This window comes from Flavobacterium ustbae (assembly GCF_003946915.1).
In the GTDB taxonomy this organism is placed as follows: Bacteria; Bacteroidota; Bacteroidia; order Flavobacteriales; family Flavobacteriaceae; genus Flavobacterium; species Flavobacterium ustbae.
Genome location: NZ_RPOC01000004.1, coordinates 40659 through 59155 on the forward strand (window position 1 = coordinate 40659; position 18497 = coordinate 59155).

Below are 18497 nucleotides of genomic sequence, written 5' to 3' on the forward strand. Positions count from 1 at the left end.
TTCAGCGCTATCATGCCCAGTAAACACCAACTTTTACCTTTATTTTTTCTTGCCTTTAACCTCCATTCATATTCGCAGAATAAACCAGCCGACACCGTTAAAACTAATGTTTTGAATGAAGTCATCATTAACAATATCAGTAAAATAGATATCTCTAATTCAAGAAAAATTTCAAGAAAAGAACTTTTAAAAAATCAGTCTGCAACCCTTGGAGAAACACTGAGTCATATCCCAGGAATTCAGAATTCGTATTTTGGACCGAATTCAGGAGCTGTAGTAATTAGGAGTCTCAGTGGCAACCGTGTTAGAGTTTTAAACAATGGAATGGCCTTGAATGATCTTTCAGGAATAAGTCCTAATCTTAATTTAATTTCCGATATGGATAATCTGCTAGGAATTGATATTCATATTAATGACGGAAATGTTCTTTTTGGTGGAAGAGCCATCGGCGGTGCAGTGAACTTAAAAGACAATACGATTCCAAAGCAAAAAGCGCCTAAGTCTATATCTGGTTTTGTGAGAGCAGAAGGAAGCACTAATCTCGGATACAAACAATCTTTTGATCTTAACGGAAATATCGGAAATAAATGGGTTTGGCATGCCGGAGGTATGAACAGATGGAACGATGATATTAAAATACCTGGAAATACAAAAGCGCCTATTGCTTATGATCCCAAGATAGATCATCTAACGGCAGATATGGCGCAGGTTAATGTAGAAAAAGAGACTGTTAGAAATCTTACTTTGTATCCTTATATCAGTCAATTTGTTTTAGAAAAGATGAAAGATCCGCAGTGGGATTTGAGCGAAGCCGATCTCTATACTTTTGAGGAAAGATCCTTTGTAGACGGGGCTTATGTAGAGAATCCGAAAAACAGTCTCTACATAGCAGGACAGCCAGAAGGAACGCCATTTTCGACAACCATAGTAAAAAGTATAACTGATTATGCTCCTGTAAAAAAGGGAACAATGCCCAACAGCCATGCCAACAGCCACGCAGTCAATTTGGGAACGGGATATGTAAGCGAAAAATTCAACATTGGCGTGGGATTTCGCAGATCATACGGCTTTTATGGAATTCCGGGATTTGCACTGCGTACGCTTCCGGGACACACACATACACACGATGACGGCTATACGCATGAAGTAGAAGGAGAAAGTGTTTATCTGCCCATAAATACGAAATCAGAGAGCAATAGCTTTTTGATGGAATCGGAGTACCGACCTCAAAATGGAGGAATTACTGCAATAAGACTGAATTATATGTTTCAATATGCTCAGGATAGCGAGTTTATTGCAGATTATCTGGCTAACAAATTTGCCGCATCACGACAAGTGGTTAGGGTAGAGGTGGATCAGCAGTCTTTGAAATTTTTAAAGGGACTGTCAGGTGCAGATGTTTCTGTTGCAAATATTGATGTAAAAGGAGAGCAGCGATATCTTCCTGATAATAAAAGCCGTGAGTATGGGATATTTACGTTGCAGCAATTGGCATTCAAATTTTTAAAGCTCAATATAGGGTATCGACATGATCTGGTTCAAAGACGTGCTATGCTTACAGAAGGCTATAAGCCAAGCAGGGGATTGGCAGGAGGAAAACTTTCTGACAGGGATTTTCATCTTAATCAATTTACTTCGGGAGCGCAGATCAATATCAGTACATATACCTATTGGAGAGGTTCTTATTCTCATTCTGAACGTGCTCCAGATGTGAACGAATTGTACGCAGGAAACAATCATTTTGCTATTATTTTGGAAGAAAATGGAGATGACCGCTTGAATAAAGAAACTGCGAAAACTATAGAACTGGAAGCAGGATTTAATTATAACGGATTAAAACTTTCGGTTACGCATTATCGAACCATGCTGGATAATTATTTATATCTGGCTCATACAGGCATGTCGCGTTCTGGAGGCTTTTTGGTTAAAGAATGGCGTCAATCTGATACAGAACTCAACGGATGGGAGTCTGAAATGGCTTTTAATCATAAGTTTAGCGAAAATTTAAATATGCAGCTCGGTTCTTATTTTGATCTGGTCAAAAATGTAAATGTTTCTGGCGATGATATGAGAAACTGGGGCGAAGGAGATTATATGCCCAATATGCCTACAAGCAGGTTTGGATTTTCAGCAGGCATCGGCTTTAAGAAATTTGAATTTAATGCAGCATTTGACCGCTATCTTGAACAGCGTTATCTGGGAAAAATATTAACCCAGAACCGCCTATGCCTGCTTATTCGCTGCTTTCTGCTAGGCTGGGCTATCATATGAATTTTAAAGAGTATAAGGTAGAATATTTTGCTGCTGGAACCAATCTGCTCAACGTAGAAGCGAGACCACAGAATTCTTTTTTAAAGTATTTAGCACCTCTTCCTGGAATCAATATCTCTATAGGATTAACAGTTACTATTTAATCAAACCCTTTTTCAAATTAAGAAAGCATTCAAAAAAATAAACATTAAAAAATGGAATTAAAGAAAAAATTGCCTGTAACTGTACTTAGCGGATTTCTAGGAGCAGGAAAAACAACGCTTTTAAATCATGTGCTGCATAATAAGAAAGGACTTAAGGTGGCCGTGATCGTAAATGACATGAGTGAAATAAACATTGATGCCCAACTTGTTGCAAAAGAAAACACACTTTCAAGAACAGATGAGAAACTCGTGGAAATGAGCAACGGCTGTATATGCTGCACGCTTCGGGAAGATTTAATGCTAGAAGTGGAGCGCCTTGCAAAAGAAGACCGTTTTGATTATCTGCTGATAGAAAGCACGGGTATTTCAGAACCTGTGCCAGTAGCGCAGACTTTTAGTTTTGCTAGTGAAGACGGTAAAACCGATTTATCGCGTTTCAGCTATATTGATACAATGGTAACGGTGGTAGATTCTTTTAATTTTTTCAGGGATTTTAATTCTGACGAAATGCTTCTTGATAGAGATTTAACAGATGATGATAATGACAGCAGAACAATAGTGAATCTGCTAACGGATCAGATCGAATTTGCAAATGTTATACTGCTCAACAAAACAGATCTTGTTCCTGATAATGTCTTAAGCATTTTAGAAGCTGCCTTAAGAAAACTTAATCCAGAGGCAAAAATTATCCGCAGTACGTTTGGAGCAATTGACCCTATTGAGATTCTCAACACAGGACTCTTTGATTTTGAAAAGGCGCAGATGGCAGCTGGATGGATAAAAGAACTGGAAAATGAACATGTGCCAGAAACGGAAGAGTATGGCATATCTTCTTTTGTATTTAGAAGCAAAAAACCTTTTCATCCGCAAAGATGGTATGAATATCTCAATTCTGGTTATCCAGAAACAATTATTCGAGCAAAAGGACTTTTCTGGTTAGCTTCTAAACCAGATGTGGCTGTAAATTTCAGTCAGGCAGGAGGAAGCATGAGAGTGGAACAAGCAGGTGTATGGTGGTGCAGTATGCCATTTAATGAACGTATCAGATATGGCACATTTCTAGATAACCAGTCCGATATTGAGAAACAGTGGGATAAGGATTGGGGAGATCGTAAAAACGAAATGGTTTTTATCGGGCTAAATTTTGATAAAGAAAAATGTCTTAGAGAACTGGAAAGCTGCCTTCTAACAGATAAGGAATTAACGTATTGGAAAGGAAAAAAGTGGGTTGATGAATTTCCTATCTAAAGAAAAGGGTTTATTATTTAGGGACAAATTTCAACCTGCAGAGATGCTGATGGTGATTATCTTGACGGAAGCAGACAGTATGTTTTGCATTGGCCGCCAAATATTCCGGTGGTAAATTTTTGGTCTGCAACGGTGTATGATGCAAATACTGCCTCGGGACTTGATAACGGACAGCCTTTTCCATCTCTGAATATGATGGATAAACCAGCTAAAAATCCAGATGAGTCTATAGATATTTATTTTGTTCCAAAAGCGCCGGCTGGTAAAGAAAAGAACTGGTTAGCAACAGTTGAAGGAAAAGGCTACTTTGTTATATTCAGATTATATAGTCCAAAAAAAGAATTTTTTGATAAAACTTGGAAACCTGATGATATTAAAAAAATGAATTAATTAAGTACTTAAAATCTGATGTCAGTTTAGGGAATATTTTTTAGTTTTTTTGATTCTTAAATTATTGTAAAAGAACATAATAAAATCAGATATTCTATTTGTTGAAATTACGGATAAAGAATTACAAGTGATAATTTGAATTAGTTGAATGTAAATCAGGCAATGCCTTTAACATAAGTGAGCAAGTAGATTAAAAAAATATCGATAATGCCAAAAACTAAATAAATTGAAAATAGAAATTAAATCGGAGCATAGTAATTATGCTCCGATTTTTTATATCAGATGATCTATTCAGCTTAAATTTTAACCAAAAGTCGCTAAACGTATAAGGATTAAAACCTCCTTGATAAGATCATTATTTAGGAGAGAGTGTAAACACCCCATAATTTGTAACATTCAATAACGCGTTAAACATAATACTGTCCGAATATTGCAGATACTCATAAAGTTTGTCAAGATATTGTCTGTCGTTGGTTATTTTATACATTTTTGTCATTACTGGCATAACCATGTAGGGACCGAATAAGTTCTGTATTTCATTTCCAGTAAGCATGTATGCTTCTAGATTTCCTTTATGATAAGCGGCATTATCCCAAAATGAAGTGGTTTGTGGAGAATTTTTAGATTGCCGATACGTATTCACTTTTTCAATTATTTTTCGCACCTCTTTTGGTTTTTTGTTTTCCTTTTAAATGATGTTAAAAGACAAAGCACGCTATATAAAATTTTATACCCGAAGTAACGAACAAATCAATAACATCCAGATTTTCGCTATGTATTGAATAATCATCCGAATTGTATTTAGAAATTATTAGATAATTGCAACCTTGATGTTACTGTTTTCTTATGAATTTGCTTTAAGTTTAAATTTTGGTTATCAATATTTTCTGTGGTTTGTTTCAGTAGTTTGCTAATCAGTGTTTTATTGGTTTTCTACTAATGCGTGATATTTAGCATCATTGGCTTTCAATGTATTTAGAATTAAATTTACGGACTTATAATTAGAACTATGAAATACATAAAAAACTTGATTTTTGCAGGCATGTCAGTGGCTGTTTTGGGTAATCCTTCACAAATAATTGCTCAAAAAAAAGAACCTTTAAATATTATATTTATGGTAGGAGACGGAATGGGAGTGGCCCAGGTATCTTCTGCTTTTTATTTTGGTGAGGGAAAACCCAATTTTCAGCAGTTTCCTATTGTCGGACTTTCAGAAACATCTTCTACAAGCAGTAAAGTAACTGATTCTGCTGCAGGAGCCACTGCTTTCGCATCTGGACAAAAAACTTTCAACAGAGGTATTGGTGTAAGTAAAGATACGATCGCTCTACCAACCATTTTAGAATCATTACAAGATAAGGGTTACCAAACAGGACTTATTAGTCTGACATCTATAACACATGCAACCCCTGCGGCTTATTATGCGCATGTTAAGGATCGAGATATGCATGAAGAAATTGCTTTGCAGCTTGTTGATGCAAAAGTGAATTTTTTAGCTGGCGGCGGTCTGAAATTTTTCAACAAAAGAAAAGATAAAAAGAACTTATTGAACGATTTTAGCAGTGCAAATTACAAAATAGATACGCTTAGCCTTTCGAAACCCAATTATAAAAAAGACAATATTTATTTGCTAGCTCAGGATCCGATGCCCAATAAGATCGAAGGCCGTGGCGATTTTTTAGCTGATGCAACTGGTCTTGCTTTAGATTATTTTTCTCATAAGAAGAAGCCTTTTTTCCTGATGATTGAAGGTTCTTTTATAGATTGGGGTGGACATGCAAAAAATCCAGAAATGATGGTTAAAGAAGTTCTTGATTTTGATAAAACCATTGGGGTAGTAATAGATTTTGTAAAAGCACATCCTAATACACTTTTGGTTGTGACTGCTGATCACGAAACAGGAGGTGCTAATTTAGGCAAATACTATGAAGTTAATGCAGCTACCGGCAAGTCAGAGCAGATACCTAGCAAACTTCAGGTGAATTTTTTCACGGATCAGCACACGGCAACTTTAGTACCAGTTTTTGCAATGGGTAAAGAAGCAGATCTGTTTTCAGGACTTTACGCGAATAATATGATATATTGGAAACTTATAGAGGCACTAAAGAAAAGCGGATTGAAAATTTAGAAAATCGAATAAAAGTCTAGTCTAATTTTAAATGACTTTAAAGAAAGTGAGAATTGGGGAATAAAACATTTGTTTGCCTCACTAGATAGCAATTAATAAATTGATTTAAATAAATTACTTCGTTAGCTTATTTTGGATAGATTAAACGAAAAAAAGGCGCCAATTGGCGCCTTTTTTTGGCTGTAGTGACTTACTGAACAATTTACAAATCATATTATAAATCAATGACAGCTTGTATATTGGTTTATTTCGAGTGGTCTAAGCTGTTTTTTGTTGCAATAATTCTTTATATTGAAAATTTAATTCTTTTATTTATTGTTTTTCAATCTTTTAAAATCCTCAATATATAAACCTTTTGCAGTATTTGTAGGGTTGAATGTAGCAAGATTGTCAATTCTTAATGAAAAAGGAGGATTGGTGCTTTTTGCTGCAGTTCGCATGGTTTGGCCTGTAATTAATTCGAGAGCTTTATTCAAATAAGGATCTTTTACGTTTCCAAATTCAACCAAATTTAAGAAAATGCTATATGGATTAATTTCGTGATCAGGTCTAATTTTCACTGGATTAGGATCTTTGTCTTTGTTATAATATGAAAATGTAATGGGTTGCAATTGCCATTTGTGTTTAGTGCTTCGATTGGCATACGAGGTATAATTAGAAGAAGGAGAATCGTATAATGTGTTGGAACCTACAAATTTGCCAACCGTTTCTTCGCCTATTGTAATTACGTTAATGTATTTTTTTAGACATTGTATGGTGAGCTCGCTTGCAGAAGCAGTTTGAAAACTTACCAGCACATATATATTTGTCAAGGTAAGGCTGTTTATATTTTCTTCTCTCTGAAAAGTTGGCTTATTATCAACCAGGTTAAAAATGTTTACTTTTTCAGAAAGATTTTCATAGCCGTCTTCATTATTGTGTTTATCATTGAAGTCTAAGTAAATATATGGTTTGTTGGTAAAACTCCCGTTAATCATTTGTGCTAGGGCAACTGCAGTTTCTAATGAACCTCCACCATTGTATCTTAAGTCTAAAACCAATTCGTTAATTCCATCTAATTTCATTTTAGCGAAAGCCGCATTGAGTTCGTCATTATAGTCTGACTTGAAACCATTAAACACCAGATAACCAATGTTTTTTCCTCCATATGTTTTCTTTTCGTAATAAGCAACCGGGTTTTCATCAATATCAGCTTTTGTTACAGATACAGTTCCTGCTTTGTCTGTGGTTAGCAAACCGCTGCTTGTAAACTGCACGCTTGCTGCCAGAGTAATGGTGATTTGTGTGTTTTCTAGTTGATTATAATTGCTTGCAGTAAGCTGGCTTCCATTTATTTTTGTAATAACATCCCCTCTTTTCAATCCCGCCAAAGCTGCTGACGATCCAGGTACAATGTAGTTAATTAAGGCTACCATATTGGTGTTGGATGCATCTTTAGGATAAATGGCATAATTAAAACCGCCTTTTTTTTCAACTTCAGCAATTTTTGAAACCTGTACGACCTCATTACTGTTTTCAATCCAGGAGAATCTATCAACAGTCCCTCTTTGATATAAAAGTGAGTAGAAAAGCGCATCGGGAGTTTTTCCATTGATAAAATTGTTATATGCAGCAGTAGAAGTGATTTTGCTGTCAGACAAATCGGCAACGTTGGATTGCCAGTAATACCATGAATTCATAGCTTTCCAAACAAAGTCGTTAATCTCGTCAGGCTTAGTAGTTGTGGTTTCTTTAGTGTCAGAATCAGAATCTTTGCTGCAAGCTGTAAAAATCAATCCTGCAAGTAATGTTTTAAGAATATATTTTAATTTCATTATTTTTTCAATCGTTTATTTTAAGTTAAATTTGTGGGTGCATAAACGATAAAAGTATGAAAAATAGTATTCCTAAAGCCTTCCTTTTATTTTCTTTTGGACTTTTTTTTCTTTTTTCATGTTCCAGACAACTTTTAGATATCAAAAATCAAACCTATAAAAGTTATAACACAAATAATGAAAGAGGATATATAGTTAGTTTTAAATTAAATGACACTGCTGTTGTTCCTAAATCGGTTGTGATTAATGGTATTGTTCAGGATATATCTAATTCAAATAAAACTGGAGATATTTATTATGTAAATGTTATTGCACAAACTGCCTTACTTCATAATTACAAAGTAAAATTAGATAATAAAGAAAATGGTATCTATTTTGAGAAAAATTCAAATATATTTTTTCAACCTGTAAAATTCAAATTAATCACAGACTAATTTAAAAAGTTTGATTGAACCTGGTCGTGTGTACTTATAATCTGCATTAAAAACCATGTTAAAATAAAAACGTATCACAGCATATGCTCTGATACGTTTAATAAACTAAATTGATTTATGAATTACCATATAGGTTTGATTCTCCACCATCGATTGCGATGGTCTGTCCATTTACATATTGGCATTCATCGCTAAGCAAAAAAGCTACAAGATTTCCAACATCTTCGGGTTTTCCTAGTCTTCTCGTAGGGTTTCTTTGTGCGTAAGTTGTTTCTGCCGCTTTAGGATCTTCTGGATTTACTTGTTTAAAAGCTTCGGCTACCATTGGAGTCAGAATTGCTCCGGGTGCAATTGCATTGGTGAAAATACCATCTTTACCATATTCGATTGCTGCATTTTTAGTCATACCAGAAACGGCATGTTTACTTGCTACATAAGGCATCTGATTGATTACACCTCTAATTCCGCCCACAGAGGCAACGTTTACAATTTTTCCTCCGCCGTGTTGCTGCATGACAGGGATCACGTATTTCAATCCGTAATAAACACCCATAAGATTGATGTCAATTACTTTTTTAAACACATTGATGTCGTAATCTACTAACGGCGCCTGTTTTCCTTCGATACCTGCGTTGTTGTAAAATCCGTCGATACGGCCAAATGCTTCAACCGTTTTGTCAACATAATTTTTAACAGCCTGTTCATCTGAAACGTCGGCAACTATAGTTGTAATTTTTGCACTTGGTGCAACTGACTGAATTTCTGCTTTTGCTTTTTCAAGTGCTTCTGCATTATAATCTACAATAGAAAGATTGGCTCCTTTTACTGCTACGGCTTTACTTGCTGCTAGTCCAAGGCCCATGGCGGCACCTGTAATAATGATTGTTTTGTCTTTAAAAATGCTCATAATATGTGGTATTTAAGAAATTATAATTGAAGATTTGTTCATTTAAAGTCTAAATTTAGATCATGCCTCTCCAAGCCATATCAAAGCAGTCATCGATAACTTGCTGTGTTAATGGAAATAGCTTTTGGATGATGCCCGTTGAGCAGGAGCGTACAGCACCATCAAAAAAACTAATGAGTATAATAGCGTCTACTGCTTTTATGATGCCTTCCTGCTGTCCTTTTTCCAAAAGATCATATAAAGGTTTATTTTGTATTTCATACTCGGCAAGCTGTTTTGAAAAATTGATTTGTATATAGCTTGACTGTACGTATTGATCGATAAACACCGTTTCAGCATAGTTATTAAGTCTGTAATTAAGCATATTAATATAAATCTGTTTTAGTGATTGCCTGATGGGTACATTGATATCAAAGTCACGATACATCGCCTGTGTCATTTTATCTTCAACCGCTGCATAAGCAAGCTGTACCAATTCTTCTTTGTTTTTGAAATAGATGTACAATGTTCCTGCGGCAATTCCAGCTGTTTTGCTTATGCCTGAAATTGTTACGCTCGCTAATCCTTGTTTGCCTGTAAGTGCATATACAGACTGTAGAATTTTTTCTCTTTTATCTGGATCTAAAGGTCTCATGTAGTAAAGTTAAATGAAAAAATATTCATTTAAATGTAGAAAAGTAAATTATAACTTTTATTTAAGACTAATTGATATGCTTTTTAAGCAAAAAAATATCCTATAATTTTTATTCTTTGAGTTATTCTGTTTTAATTTGACAGAGACGGTAAATCTGCATTCCTTAGTTAGGAATGCGAATTTTGAAGCGTAATTTAAATTTTAATAATCTTTTAGTATCAAAGACTTGATGATTTATACCAAAGAAAATTTTCCAAAAATAGCTGCCGAACGCGATTTGTTTATTACTATTTTAATGTATGGAATGTTTGGACTTTTATTTATTGCTATGCTTGCTTTATTGGTAGCAATTCCATTAAGTATGCAGCTGGAGCACAATAGCCGCTTGTCTAACAATGAGATCATCTTCAATGTTATCTATTTTCCTTTGGTTCTTTGGGCTATTTGGGGACTTTACAAAAACTACCAACGCCATAAGCTTAAAAAGGTAATTCTCATTTATATTGATCGTGACGGTTTACATCACCAGCAATTTGATGGTACAGTTAAAAGTGTTTTGTACAAAGAACTGGGAAAAAGTACAGAGCCATACGTAAGTGATATTGATAGAAGAATAGGGACAAAATATTCTCCAAGCTATATTTTTGGTTTTAAAGACGGTGTGCGGGTTCCAATTCATTTTTCTACTGCAGAAAATGGACTTTCGTTTGTTCCGAAAAATAAATATCAACTGATTGCGCATTTTCTGCAAGGAGCAGCTTTGTTTTGTCCACACTTAAAAATTTCTCCTGCTGTTTATTCAGATTATTTTATTGATCCCGATACTTTAGAATTCAGTAAAAAAGCCCAGAACATTACGTATTTTATAGTTTTTATAGTATTGGTAATCGTCCTTCTCGGTATCGATTTGCTTACAAAATATACAATGGGCTTTTCATTATTGTTTTAAAACACGTATGTTGGAAAAGTTTAAATACTATTTTGGAGCTTTTTTTCTTCATTCTTCCCGTCCTGATCAATAAGTCGGGCAATAGGCAGGGTAACGGCAAAAAGACAGACTAAAAATGTCAAAAATTTTGATCGGATAACATTAGATGCTTTCTGACCGCTCCAACTTTATAAAGTTCAGGATTAAAATACTCGTCAAGTTCTTCTTCAAATACAAATATGTTTCCTGTGAGTGACACTACAAACACAATCAGCCCAGACGCGAGTCCGAGCCAAAGGTGTAGTAAACCAATAATTTTTTTAAATGTCTTATTCATTTTATTACAAATAATATATTTTTTGCTGACGTGTTTCTGTAGGTTTTAAAAACTAAGAACCAATAAAAAAAAGCATATCTCCTTTATTGACAGGAGGTGTTGCGATTTTACTGAGAATTGTCCCGCTTTTTGGAGCCGTTATGATTTTAACATTTTTGCCAAAGGAATTGGTTATGTATCCTATCTCTTCTTCCTGCAGTACTTTTTGGCCTGGTTTACAGCTGCTGCGGAAAAAGCCCTGCGCAGGACTAAGTACATAGGACTGATGGATGTATCTTGTCTTTTTAGTAGGTACGGCTACTTTTTTTTGGGGCTCATACATCCCAAGCTTTCCCATTATATTATAGAATGCGGTTTTGGCCGATAGCTGAATTGTTTTTTGGCCTTTTACGGCTGTACCCATGTGCATGCTTAGGGATGGAATGCCCAAACGTACAGACTGTTTGAAGGCATAAATTGCAGGTTGGCCCGACTGAATTTCAAACGGGTAGCTTACAATATAAGGAAAACCGGTGGCTTCGCAAAGTTTGAAGGACATTCGGGTCTGCTCTGCAAATTCTTTATTTTCATAATAGCCTATTAAAGCAAGCTCTGCTGTATGATTCCCACCGCCATGCACTTCAATGAATATATCTGTGGCATCAAAAATTTTAGTTGTGATAAAATCTGCTATGACTTCAGTAATGGTCCCTGCGGCATTTCCGGGAAAGGATCGGTTTAAGTCTTTTTTATCCACTGGATTCTTGTCAGGGTTACGGCTGAAGAACGATTCCATATTAAGTACCGGAATCAATATAAGATTGCCTTTGAGTTTTTCAGGGCTGATCTCTTTTCGTAATTTCGTAATGGTTGCAATTGCTGGATAGTCAGTGCCATGAATTCCCGCAACTATAGTCAGCGTTGGGCCCTTTAGTTTTCCAATGATTAAAGTGGCAGGAATTTTGGCTTCGCTGCCGTCTGGAGCATGAATACGAAATACGGTATCTCTTTTTGTTAAGGATTGCTGTGCCAACATTTCTTTAAGGGAGTGATTTTGTGAAAAGGTCAGCTGGAAGACTAAAGACAGCAGGATAAAAAATATATTTTTCATTGGAAGGATAATTTATTTCTATAGGTCCGCCTGCATAATTGGCGGAGGATATTTATTGTAGTTAGGTATTTTAATTTAGAAGTGATATTAAAGGGTTTAATGTTTTTTGGAAGCTGAACTTTCATTGCAGGAGTATCCGAATTAAAGGATGAGCGGACTGGTAAAAAATCCCTGCAGCGCATTCATTTTAAATTTTAATTCAAAATATTATGTCAGAATCATTTTGCTGCAGGGAAAAAATAAAAAATTAGCATCATTATTCTATTACTTACAGAAAATTGTAATAATAAAAAGATGTTATAAACTGCCAATAGATAGTTTAGTGGCAGGCAAAATTAATGCACCTTGAAAAGTTTCAGCAAAAGCATACCGGGTCCTAGTACCGCTAAGGAGTATAGCCGTAATTACGGAGAGATAAATGTTTTGCTCAATATAATTATAGCATTAAGCTCCAGCAAAGCGGTTTGATATAGATATGCTTTCCAGTTGTTTCTAGAAAGGATATAATAAGTGCAGGGAATTTAGCAAAGCCTTGTTTAAGCAAGGTGCTAGTTTAAAAAAGGGTGCACTTTTAATGTTGTGTATATAAATATAGGTCAGGGTAAAGCCAAGTGTTTTGTTTGGCCTAATCTCCTTATGTTTGATTTTTCTATCCACAATAGTGGAACTTATCCTGATTTTCTTTTTGCTGTGAGCACTGGCAAGGGAAGATTTTTTAACATGTGTATTCCAGGAGCGAGTAAGCTCCGGCCCATTGAGAACTATTTCCGAAAACTTGTGCATTTCAACACCGTGCAGCAGCCGGAGCGTTAAAAGGAGAAGGATGAAAAAGTTTTTGGCTGAGTGCATTACTGATTATCGAGTTTTGCCAGTTTTACTGTTTAAGGCAAATATAATGCTATTAAAGGGAAATAACATTACGATAGACGATAAAAGTGCCTTTGACTGGACTAATCGAGCGCACAATAATTTTCTGCGAGTTTGGAGCATAATCTTGTAAAGCAGGAATTGCTTACCAAATTAGATTACATCAATTGCGAAATTATAATGCGTCTCATCTGATCAAAATTCCGATTTATATTCACATTATTAAGTTAACGAAAATTAGAGAAATAGTAGTGAGTTCTCTTTCTGTAGTTTTTTATACTATAAAAATTCTTTTTTATAGAACCTTACAAAACTTCTATTTTTAACAGAGCTAATAAAATTAAAAGAACTTGCTTATAGATAACATAAAACCAGGAAAAATCAATTTGTTTTTTCCTGGCTTTTCTTATTAAGTAGGTTGTCAGCTTTGTATGATGCTTTTAGATATTCTTAAACAGATGCGGTCTGCATTTTTTCGATCTGTATTGTCTGCGTCGGGTAAGCAAATTCAATTCCTTCATCGGCAAATGCGCTAAAAATCTCAAGATATACTGCTTGTTGGGAATTCATGTAAACATTGTAGTCGGGATCTTCCACATAATACACAAACTCAAAGTTAAGACTGAAATCGCCAAACCCCGAAAAATGGCCCCTGTCATAACTTAGTTTCTCTTTTGCTTCAATAATACCTTTGACAATATCGGGGATTTGACGGAGTTGCTGGGCAGTAGCCTGATAAGTTACTCCCAGAACAAAGACAATTCTTCTTCTCTCCATACGCTTAAAATTGCGGAGCCTTGAGTTTGTAAGATCAGTGTTTGAGCAGACAAGTTGTTCTCCATTGAGTGTTCTAAGACGTGTTGTCTTTATTCCGATATATTCAATAACGCCACTGTCATTTCCAACAGTCACAAAATCGCCTATTTCAAAAGGGCGATCGAAAAAGATAACAAAATAGCTGAAAAGATCTCCAAGCACAGCCTGAGCTGCAAGTGCAATTGCTATTCCGCCCACACCAAGACCGGCTACGATAGTTGTTACATTATATCCCATATTGTCAATAAGGAAAACCGCGCCGAGTATCCATATAATAATGTTTACTATTGCTATTAGTCCGCCCGCCTGTTTTTCTTTGCTTTCACTGTCCTCATCGCGCTGTATAAAGGACAGTACGAATTTCCTAAAGGCCGCAATTATTATTTTTATCACAAAGAAAGTAATCGCCATCAGGTATGCAGTATGCAGAACACTCATTGTTTTCCCTCCTATAGATAATATCTGAACTGAAAAATAAACAGTACTAATATACAACAGAGGCAGTATGTTATTTTCTATGATATTAAGTGCAAATTCGTCCCAGGATGTTTTAGTTGAAGCGGCCCATATTTTGAGTCGCCTGAAAATATAAATTTTGAATATTTTTATCAGAACGAATATAAATATAATAATAGCTGCAGCTTTTAGCCAGTTGTAAAGAGTGTTTCCAAGAAAAACCATACTTAAAATCTCATTCATAATTTATGTTTTATTTCAATTAATATTTCGCAATAGCAAATAAGAGCGCTGCCACTTGTAAAGCGGTGAAATTACCAGATGGGAAGCATATGGACCCGATAGGATTTGAAGGAATTTACGGTTGTACAACAAAAGTCTACTTGCAGGTAAAACCGTTTTTTGGCGCTATATGCCAGTGTTTTCGATATGTATAAAAGCTAATTTAAAATTTAATGGCTGTTTGTGCAAAAAAAAGATGTTTTATAATTGTTAATAAAACATCTTTGTAAGCAAAGTAGTAAAAAAGTATTTTTTAAACTTCCTGTGAAGTAAAGCTCAACATTAGTATTGTAAGATTTGGGATTAAATTCGACTAAACTTTGGCTCAGAAGAAGAGATAATTAGATTGCAATTATATGGAAAAAATCAAAGGTGATTTCTGCAGCAGTTCTGGGGAGATTTGACGGCTATGATAAAAGAGGAATAAATCAATTTCTATTCTTTCTTGAATAACTTCATATTGCAATTTTATTTGGTTTAATGCTCTCTTCAGCTTTTTTGTAAAAAAAAATATGAAGTCCAGTTAATTAAATTCTTAGCTTCGTTGCCAGTTTGAAAATTGAAAAAAAATAGTATAATAATTATTACATGACTTCAAAATTTATTTTATTTCTTATCTTATTAATCTCGACTTCTTATGGACAAAATATTACAGATCCTCTGCCGGAAGCTGAAAAAGAACTTAATTCTTGTATCAAAGCCAATAGTCATGAAGAATTGAATTGCAGAAAAGAATACTATCATGAGCTTCAATTCTGGGAAACAGAAGTTTTCAATGCTGTTTCAGAAATCGTTTACCGAAATAAAACTGAAGAAGAAAGAGCTGCATTTGAAAAAAAACAAGCGGAATGGAAAGAGACAACATATTACTATTTTGCAAAGACCATGAAGGAGTTTCAAGTGAAGCATCCTGGTAAATTTGTGTGGGATAATGATCCTGCTTTAAAACCCGATGCCAGACTTTTTTATCAAAAAAATGCCAAATATTATAAAGATAGGATTTCTTATTTATTAGGTTTAGTAAAAAAGAAATAAAAGTTGTCAAACAAAATGTATTAATAAAAAAAAAAAATGAGAGTGTTAATTACAAAAAGCTATTCATCAAAAAAGAGTAAAAAACAGCGAATTTATTTTACTGTATTCTCATTTATTATTTTGCCTTTTTTCAATACAATCTTAGCTCAAGATGCAAATAAATACACATTAATTCCTGATATTAATTTTGAAAAAGCTTTAAGCGATTCTGGTTATGATCATGGTGTGCCAGACGGAAAAGTTCTTACTGCTGATATCGCAAAAGTAACGGAACTTCATCTTAGAAATCGTGATATAAAAGATTTAACCGGAATAAATGATTTTGTTTCATTAAAGATACTGATTTGTTTAGAAAATAAGCTAACCAAGTTGGATTTATCTGGTAATTTGGCATTAACCACTTTGAATTGTGAAGAAAACAAATTAACCATATTGAATATTAGCAGAAATGAAGCTCTCATATCTTTGAATTGTTCAAATAACAGGATAACTGCATTAGATTTAAAGCAAAGTGTGAAATTGACAACGTTAAATTGCTCCAGAAATCAATTAGATATACTTGATATTTCCAAAAATATAGGTTTGCGTGAACTGCGATGCGGAAAAAATAAATTGACTTCATTAGATATAAGCAAAAATACAGTTTTAGCTGATTTTGACTGCAGTACCAATCAGTTAAAGACATTAGATTTATCGCATAATATTAATTTGAAATTTTTCGGATGTTCTGAAAATCAAATAACAGATTTGGATCTTTCGTCAAATCTATATTTGTCGAGTTTTGTTTGTAGTAATAATCCATTGAAGCAGCTAGATCTAACACATAGTATTTATTTGAGTTATTTAGTTTGTATGAATACGCCACTGACCAGCTTGGATTTAAGCAGAAATATTGCTTTGAATAATGCTTATTTAGACGAAAATAAGCTGAAGTCTCTCGATGTCTCAAAAAATATCAATTTGACATATTTGAGTTGCAATAAAAATCAGCTTGCCACACTAAATGTTTCCAATGCTCCATTAAAAGAGTTGATCTGTTATAGTAATAAATTGGTTACTCTTGATATTAGCCAAAACTCATTGTTACTTAATTTAGAGTGTTCAATGAATCAGTTGGTAAATTTAGATATTTCGCAGAACCCAAAAATATATGCGCTGTATTGCCACTCAAATTCACTGACGAGTTTGAATATTAGTAATGGAAACAATCAAAAAATGAATTTTTATGCCTATTTTAATCCCAATCTTAAATGTATTCAAACGGACAAAGATATAGTTCCTCCGTTTAACTGGCGAAAAGATGGAATCGCGAATTATAGCTCAAATTGTAAATAAATGCTTTATTAAGTAGAAATTTATAAATTTTTCGATTAACAGTTTGCCACAATAAATATATTATGAAAATTAAAAATGTAGTAATACTAATTTTAATATTACCTTTTTTTTATTTTAAATCCTTTGCAAATAAGAGAGAAGGAAAAATAACGGCCGACCTTTCTCCAATTAAAAATTATTTTGATCATGTCGTAATAAAAATGACAGGCTATGCAGAATTTGGAGATTCTGTCGAAACAATTGATACCATAAAGGCTATAGGAGGGAAGTTCGAGTATCGTTTTTCTGTTCCAGAAACAAGAATGACAACTATTGTGCTGTTAAAAAATAATGAAGAAATAACTGATCTTGCAGTCAAAGACGCAGCGCTTTCTGAGGAGTATGGCTATGATGGAGAGTTTTTAGTTGGAAACGAGGATATAAAACTCACTTGTACCTATCCTGAATGGATTGGAATGCCTTATGTTCAAGTTTCTTCTATAGGTTTAAAAGAGCACAAGTCGTACAGTTGGTTGAATATACATGATTTAAATTATCACTATGTAAATAAGGATTTTATTAAAAAACATCCTGATAGTTACAGTGTATTGCAGGCCGTTTATTTTCAAAGGGGAAGCTTGCAAACGGATGATATAGCTAGTATGATCGAATTATTTTCTGATGAATTGAAGCATTCTGGAAGTTATGCTGCCATAAAAAAATACCTAAGCAAAATGCAAATGTTGCAAAAAGGTGAATTTGCAACAAGTTTCAATTGGTTTGACATTAACGGTGTTTCACATGATTTTAAATCGGTTTTAAATGACAAAAAATATGTGCTAGTCGTTTTCTGGTCAAGTGATTGCGAGTCGTGTAGGTATGAGATCAAATTTTTTAAAAATATAGAACAGCAATATGGAGATAAAGTCAGTATCGTTTATTTAAGTATTGACACTGATTTTCAAAAATGGAAACAAGCAGTTGAAGAAGAAAAAATGACTTGGTATAATTTGTCAGGACTTCCAAACAGTAAGAAGACCGTCGCAGAAAACTATTATATTGATTACGTTTCAGAATTTCTATTACTTGACACCCAAGGAAAATCATTAATGCCGGATAGCTGTCATCTATTTTTTGAAATTGAACGTTTCTTGAAAAATGAATTGAATCCTTCAAAATAAATAGAGGAAATTGAAAACGGGAATCAATCGGTTTTCTAACCGATTGAGTAGCAAATAGTAAAAAGGAAATCTTAGAGTAAAATATCAAATTATTTAACTAATGAATAAGATAGAATTATTTTGGCATTACTCTATTTATTTGTTGACGATTTTAAAAATTATATAAAACGGTTACATGGAACTGAATTAACTTGCAAAACTGGTTTCATTTTATAATTTGCA

17 protein-coding genes are annotated in these 18497 nt (G+C 34.2%); 10 read left to right on the forward strand and 7 right to left on the reverse strand.

Annotation, left to right across the window (positions count from 1 at the left end; all coding sequences use genetic code 11):
* Nucleotides 1–12: 12 nt before the first annotated feature.
* From EG814_RS07505 to EG814_RS07520, 4 genes are read left to right on the forward strand one after another with little or no spacing between them, the layout of a single operon-like run.
* Nucleotides 13–2271: a TonB-dependent receptor domain-containing protein gene (locus tag EG814_RS07505; RefSeq protein ID WP_125720502.1), complete on the forward strand. Its 2259-nt coding sequence runs from the start codon at nucleotides 13–15 to the stop codon at nucleotides 2269–2271.
* Nucleotides 2268–2414, forward strand: a complete 147-nt coding sequence (locus EG814_RS07510; RefSeq protein ID WP_164515291.1) for a hypothetical protein — start codon at nucleotides 2268–2270, stop codon at nucleotides 2412–2414. The genes EG814_RS07505 and EG814_RS07510 overlap by 4 nt, the downstream gene beginning before the upstream one ends.
* Nucleotides 2415–2465: 51 nt before the next feature.
* A complete protein-coding gene (locus EG814_RS07515; protein ID WP_125720507.1) occupies nucleotides 2466–3662 on the forward strand; it encodes a GTP-binding protein in 1197 nt (398 codons plus the stop codon).
* Nucleotides 3663–3689: 27 nt separating this feature from the next.
* Complete coding sequence (locus tag EG814_RS07520; RefSeq protein WP_125720509.1) at nucleotides 3690–4052, forward strand: DUF1214 domain-containing protein; 363 nt, start codon at nucleotides 3690–3692, stop codon at nucleotides 4050–4052.
* 355 nt (nucleotides 4053–4407) lie between these two features.
* Here the strand turns inward: EG814_RS07520 and EG814_RS07525 are convergent, their stop codons facing one another.
* A complete protein-coding gene (locus EG814_RS07525) occupies nucleotides 4408–4716 on the reverse strand; it encodes a hypothetical protein (RefSeq protein WP_125720511.1) in 309 nt (102 codons plus the stop codon).
* Nucleotides 4717–5061: 345 nt separating this feature from the next.
* On the opposite strand from EG814_RS07525, the gene EG814_RS07530 reads away from it, so the two are divergent.
* Complete coding sequence (locus tag EG814_RS07530) at nucleotides 5062–6180, forward strand: alkaline phosphatase (protein ID WP_125720513.1); 1119 nt, start codon at nucleotides 5062–5064, stop codon at nucleotides 6178–6180.
* 308 nt (nucleotides 6181–6488) lie between these two features.
* Here the strand turns inward: EG814_RS07530 and EG814_RS07535 are convergent, their stop codons facing one another.
* Nucleotides 6489–7994 carry a S41 family peptidase gene (locus tag EG814_RS07535; RefSeq protein WP_125720515.1) on the reverse strand — a complete coding sequence of 502 codons (1506 nt, stop codon included), beginning with the start codon at nucleotides 7992–7994 and terminating at the stop codon, nucleotides 6489–6491.
* 56 nt (nucleotides 7995–8050) lie between these two features.
* Between EG814_RS07535 and EG814_RS07540 the strand changes: the two genes are divergently transcribed.
* Nucleotides 8051–8428, forward strand: a complete 378-nt coding sequence (locus EG814_RS07540) for a hypothetical protein (protein ID WP_125720517.1) — start codon at nucleotides 8051–8053, stop codon at nucleotides 8426–8428.
* Nucleotides 8429–8543: 115 nt separating this feature from the next.
* Here the strand turns inward: EG814_RS07540 and EG814_RS07545 are convergent, their stop codons facing one another.
* Both EG814_RS07545 and EG814_RS07550 read right to left on the reverse strand, forming a co-directional pair.
* A complete protein-coding gene (locus EG814_RS07545; RefSeq protein ID WP_125720519.1) occupies nucleotides 8544–9335 on the reverse strand; it encodes a glucose 1-dehydrogenase in 792 nt (263 codons plus the stop codon).
* 55 nt (nucleotides 9336–9390) lie between these two features.
* Nucleotides 9391–9969 carry a TetR/AcrR family transcriptional regulator gene (locus EG814_RS07550; RefSeq protein ID WP_125720521.1) on the reverse strand — a complete coding sequence of 193 codons (579 nt, stop codon included), beginning with the start codon at nucleotides 9967–9969 and terminating at the stop codon, nucleotides 9391–9393.
* Nucleotides 9970–10198: 229 nt separating this feature from the next.
* On the opposite strand from EG814_RS07550, the gene EG814_RS07555 reads away from it, so the two are divergent.
* Nucleotides 10199–10918, forward strand: coding sequence for a hypothetical protein (locus EG814_RS07555; RefSeq protein ID WP_125720523.1), 720 nt, complete (start codon nucleotides 10199–10201; stop codon nucleotides 10916–10918).
* A gap of 118 nt (nucleotides 10919–11036) precedes the next feature.
* Here the strand turns inward: EG814_RS07555 and EG814_RS07560 are convergent, their stop codons facing one another.
* The 3 genes from EG814_RS07560 to EG814_RS07570 form a co-directional block, all read right to left on the reverse strand.
* Nucleotides 11037–11234, reverse strand: coding sequence for a PepSY domain-containing protein (locus EG814_RS07560; RefSeq protein ID WP_235830928.1), 198 nt, complete (start codon nucleotides 11232–11234; stop codon nucleotides 11037–11039).
* A 52-nt stretch (nucleotides 11235–11286) separates the two neighbouring features.
* Nucleotides 11287–12324 (reverse strand): succinylglutamate desuccinylase/aspartoacylase family protein, encoded by a 1038-nt coding sequence (locus EG814_RS07565; protein ID WP_125720525.1) that lies wholly within the window; start codon nucleotides 12322–12324, stop codon nucleotides 11287–11289.
* Nucleotides 12325–13641: 1317 nt separating this feature from the next.
* Nucleotides 13642–14706: a mechanosensitive ion channel family protein gene (locus EG814_RS07570; protein ID WP_125720527.1), complete on the reverse strand. Its 1065-nt coding sequence runs from the start codon at nucleotides 14704–14706 to the stop codon at nucleotides 13642–13644.
* A gap of 627 nt (nucleotides 14707–15333) precedes the next feature.
* Here EG814_RS07570 and EG814_RS07575 point away from each other — a divergent pair.
* From EG814_RS07575 to EG814_RS07585, 3 genes are all read left to right on the forward strand, one after another.
* A complete protein-coding gene (locus tag EG814_RS07575) occupies nucleotides 15334–15780 on the forward strand; it encodes a hypothetical protein (RefSeq protein WP_125720529.1) in 447 nt (148 codons plus the stop codon).
* Between the two features lie 36 nt (nucleotides 15781–15816).
* On the forward strand, nucleotides 15817–17115 hold the full coding sequence (locus EG814_RS07580) for a leucine-rich repeat domain-containing protein (RefSeq protein WP_125720531.1): 1299 nt from the start codon (nucleotides 15817–15819) through the stop codon (nucleotides 17113–17115).
* Between the two features lie 62 nt (nucleotides 17116–17177).
* On the forward strand, nucleotides 17178–18275 hold the full coding sequence (locus EG814_RS07585) for a TlpA family protein disulfide reductase (RefSeq protein ID WP_125720533.1): 1098 nt from the start codon (nucleotides 17178–17180) through the stop codon (nucleotides 18273–18275).
* Nucleotides 18276–18497 lie beyond the last annotated feature (222 nt).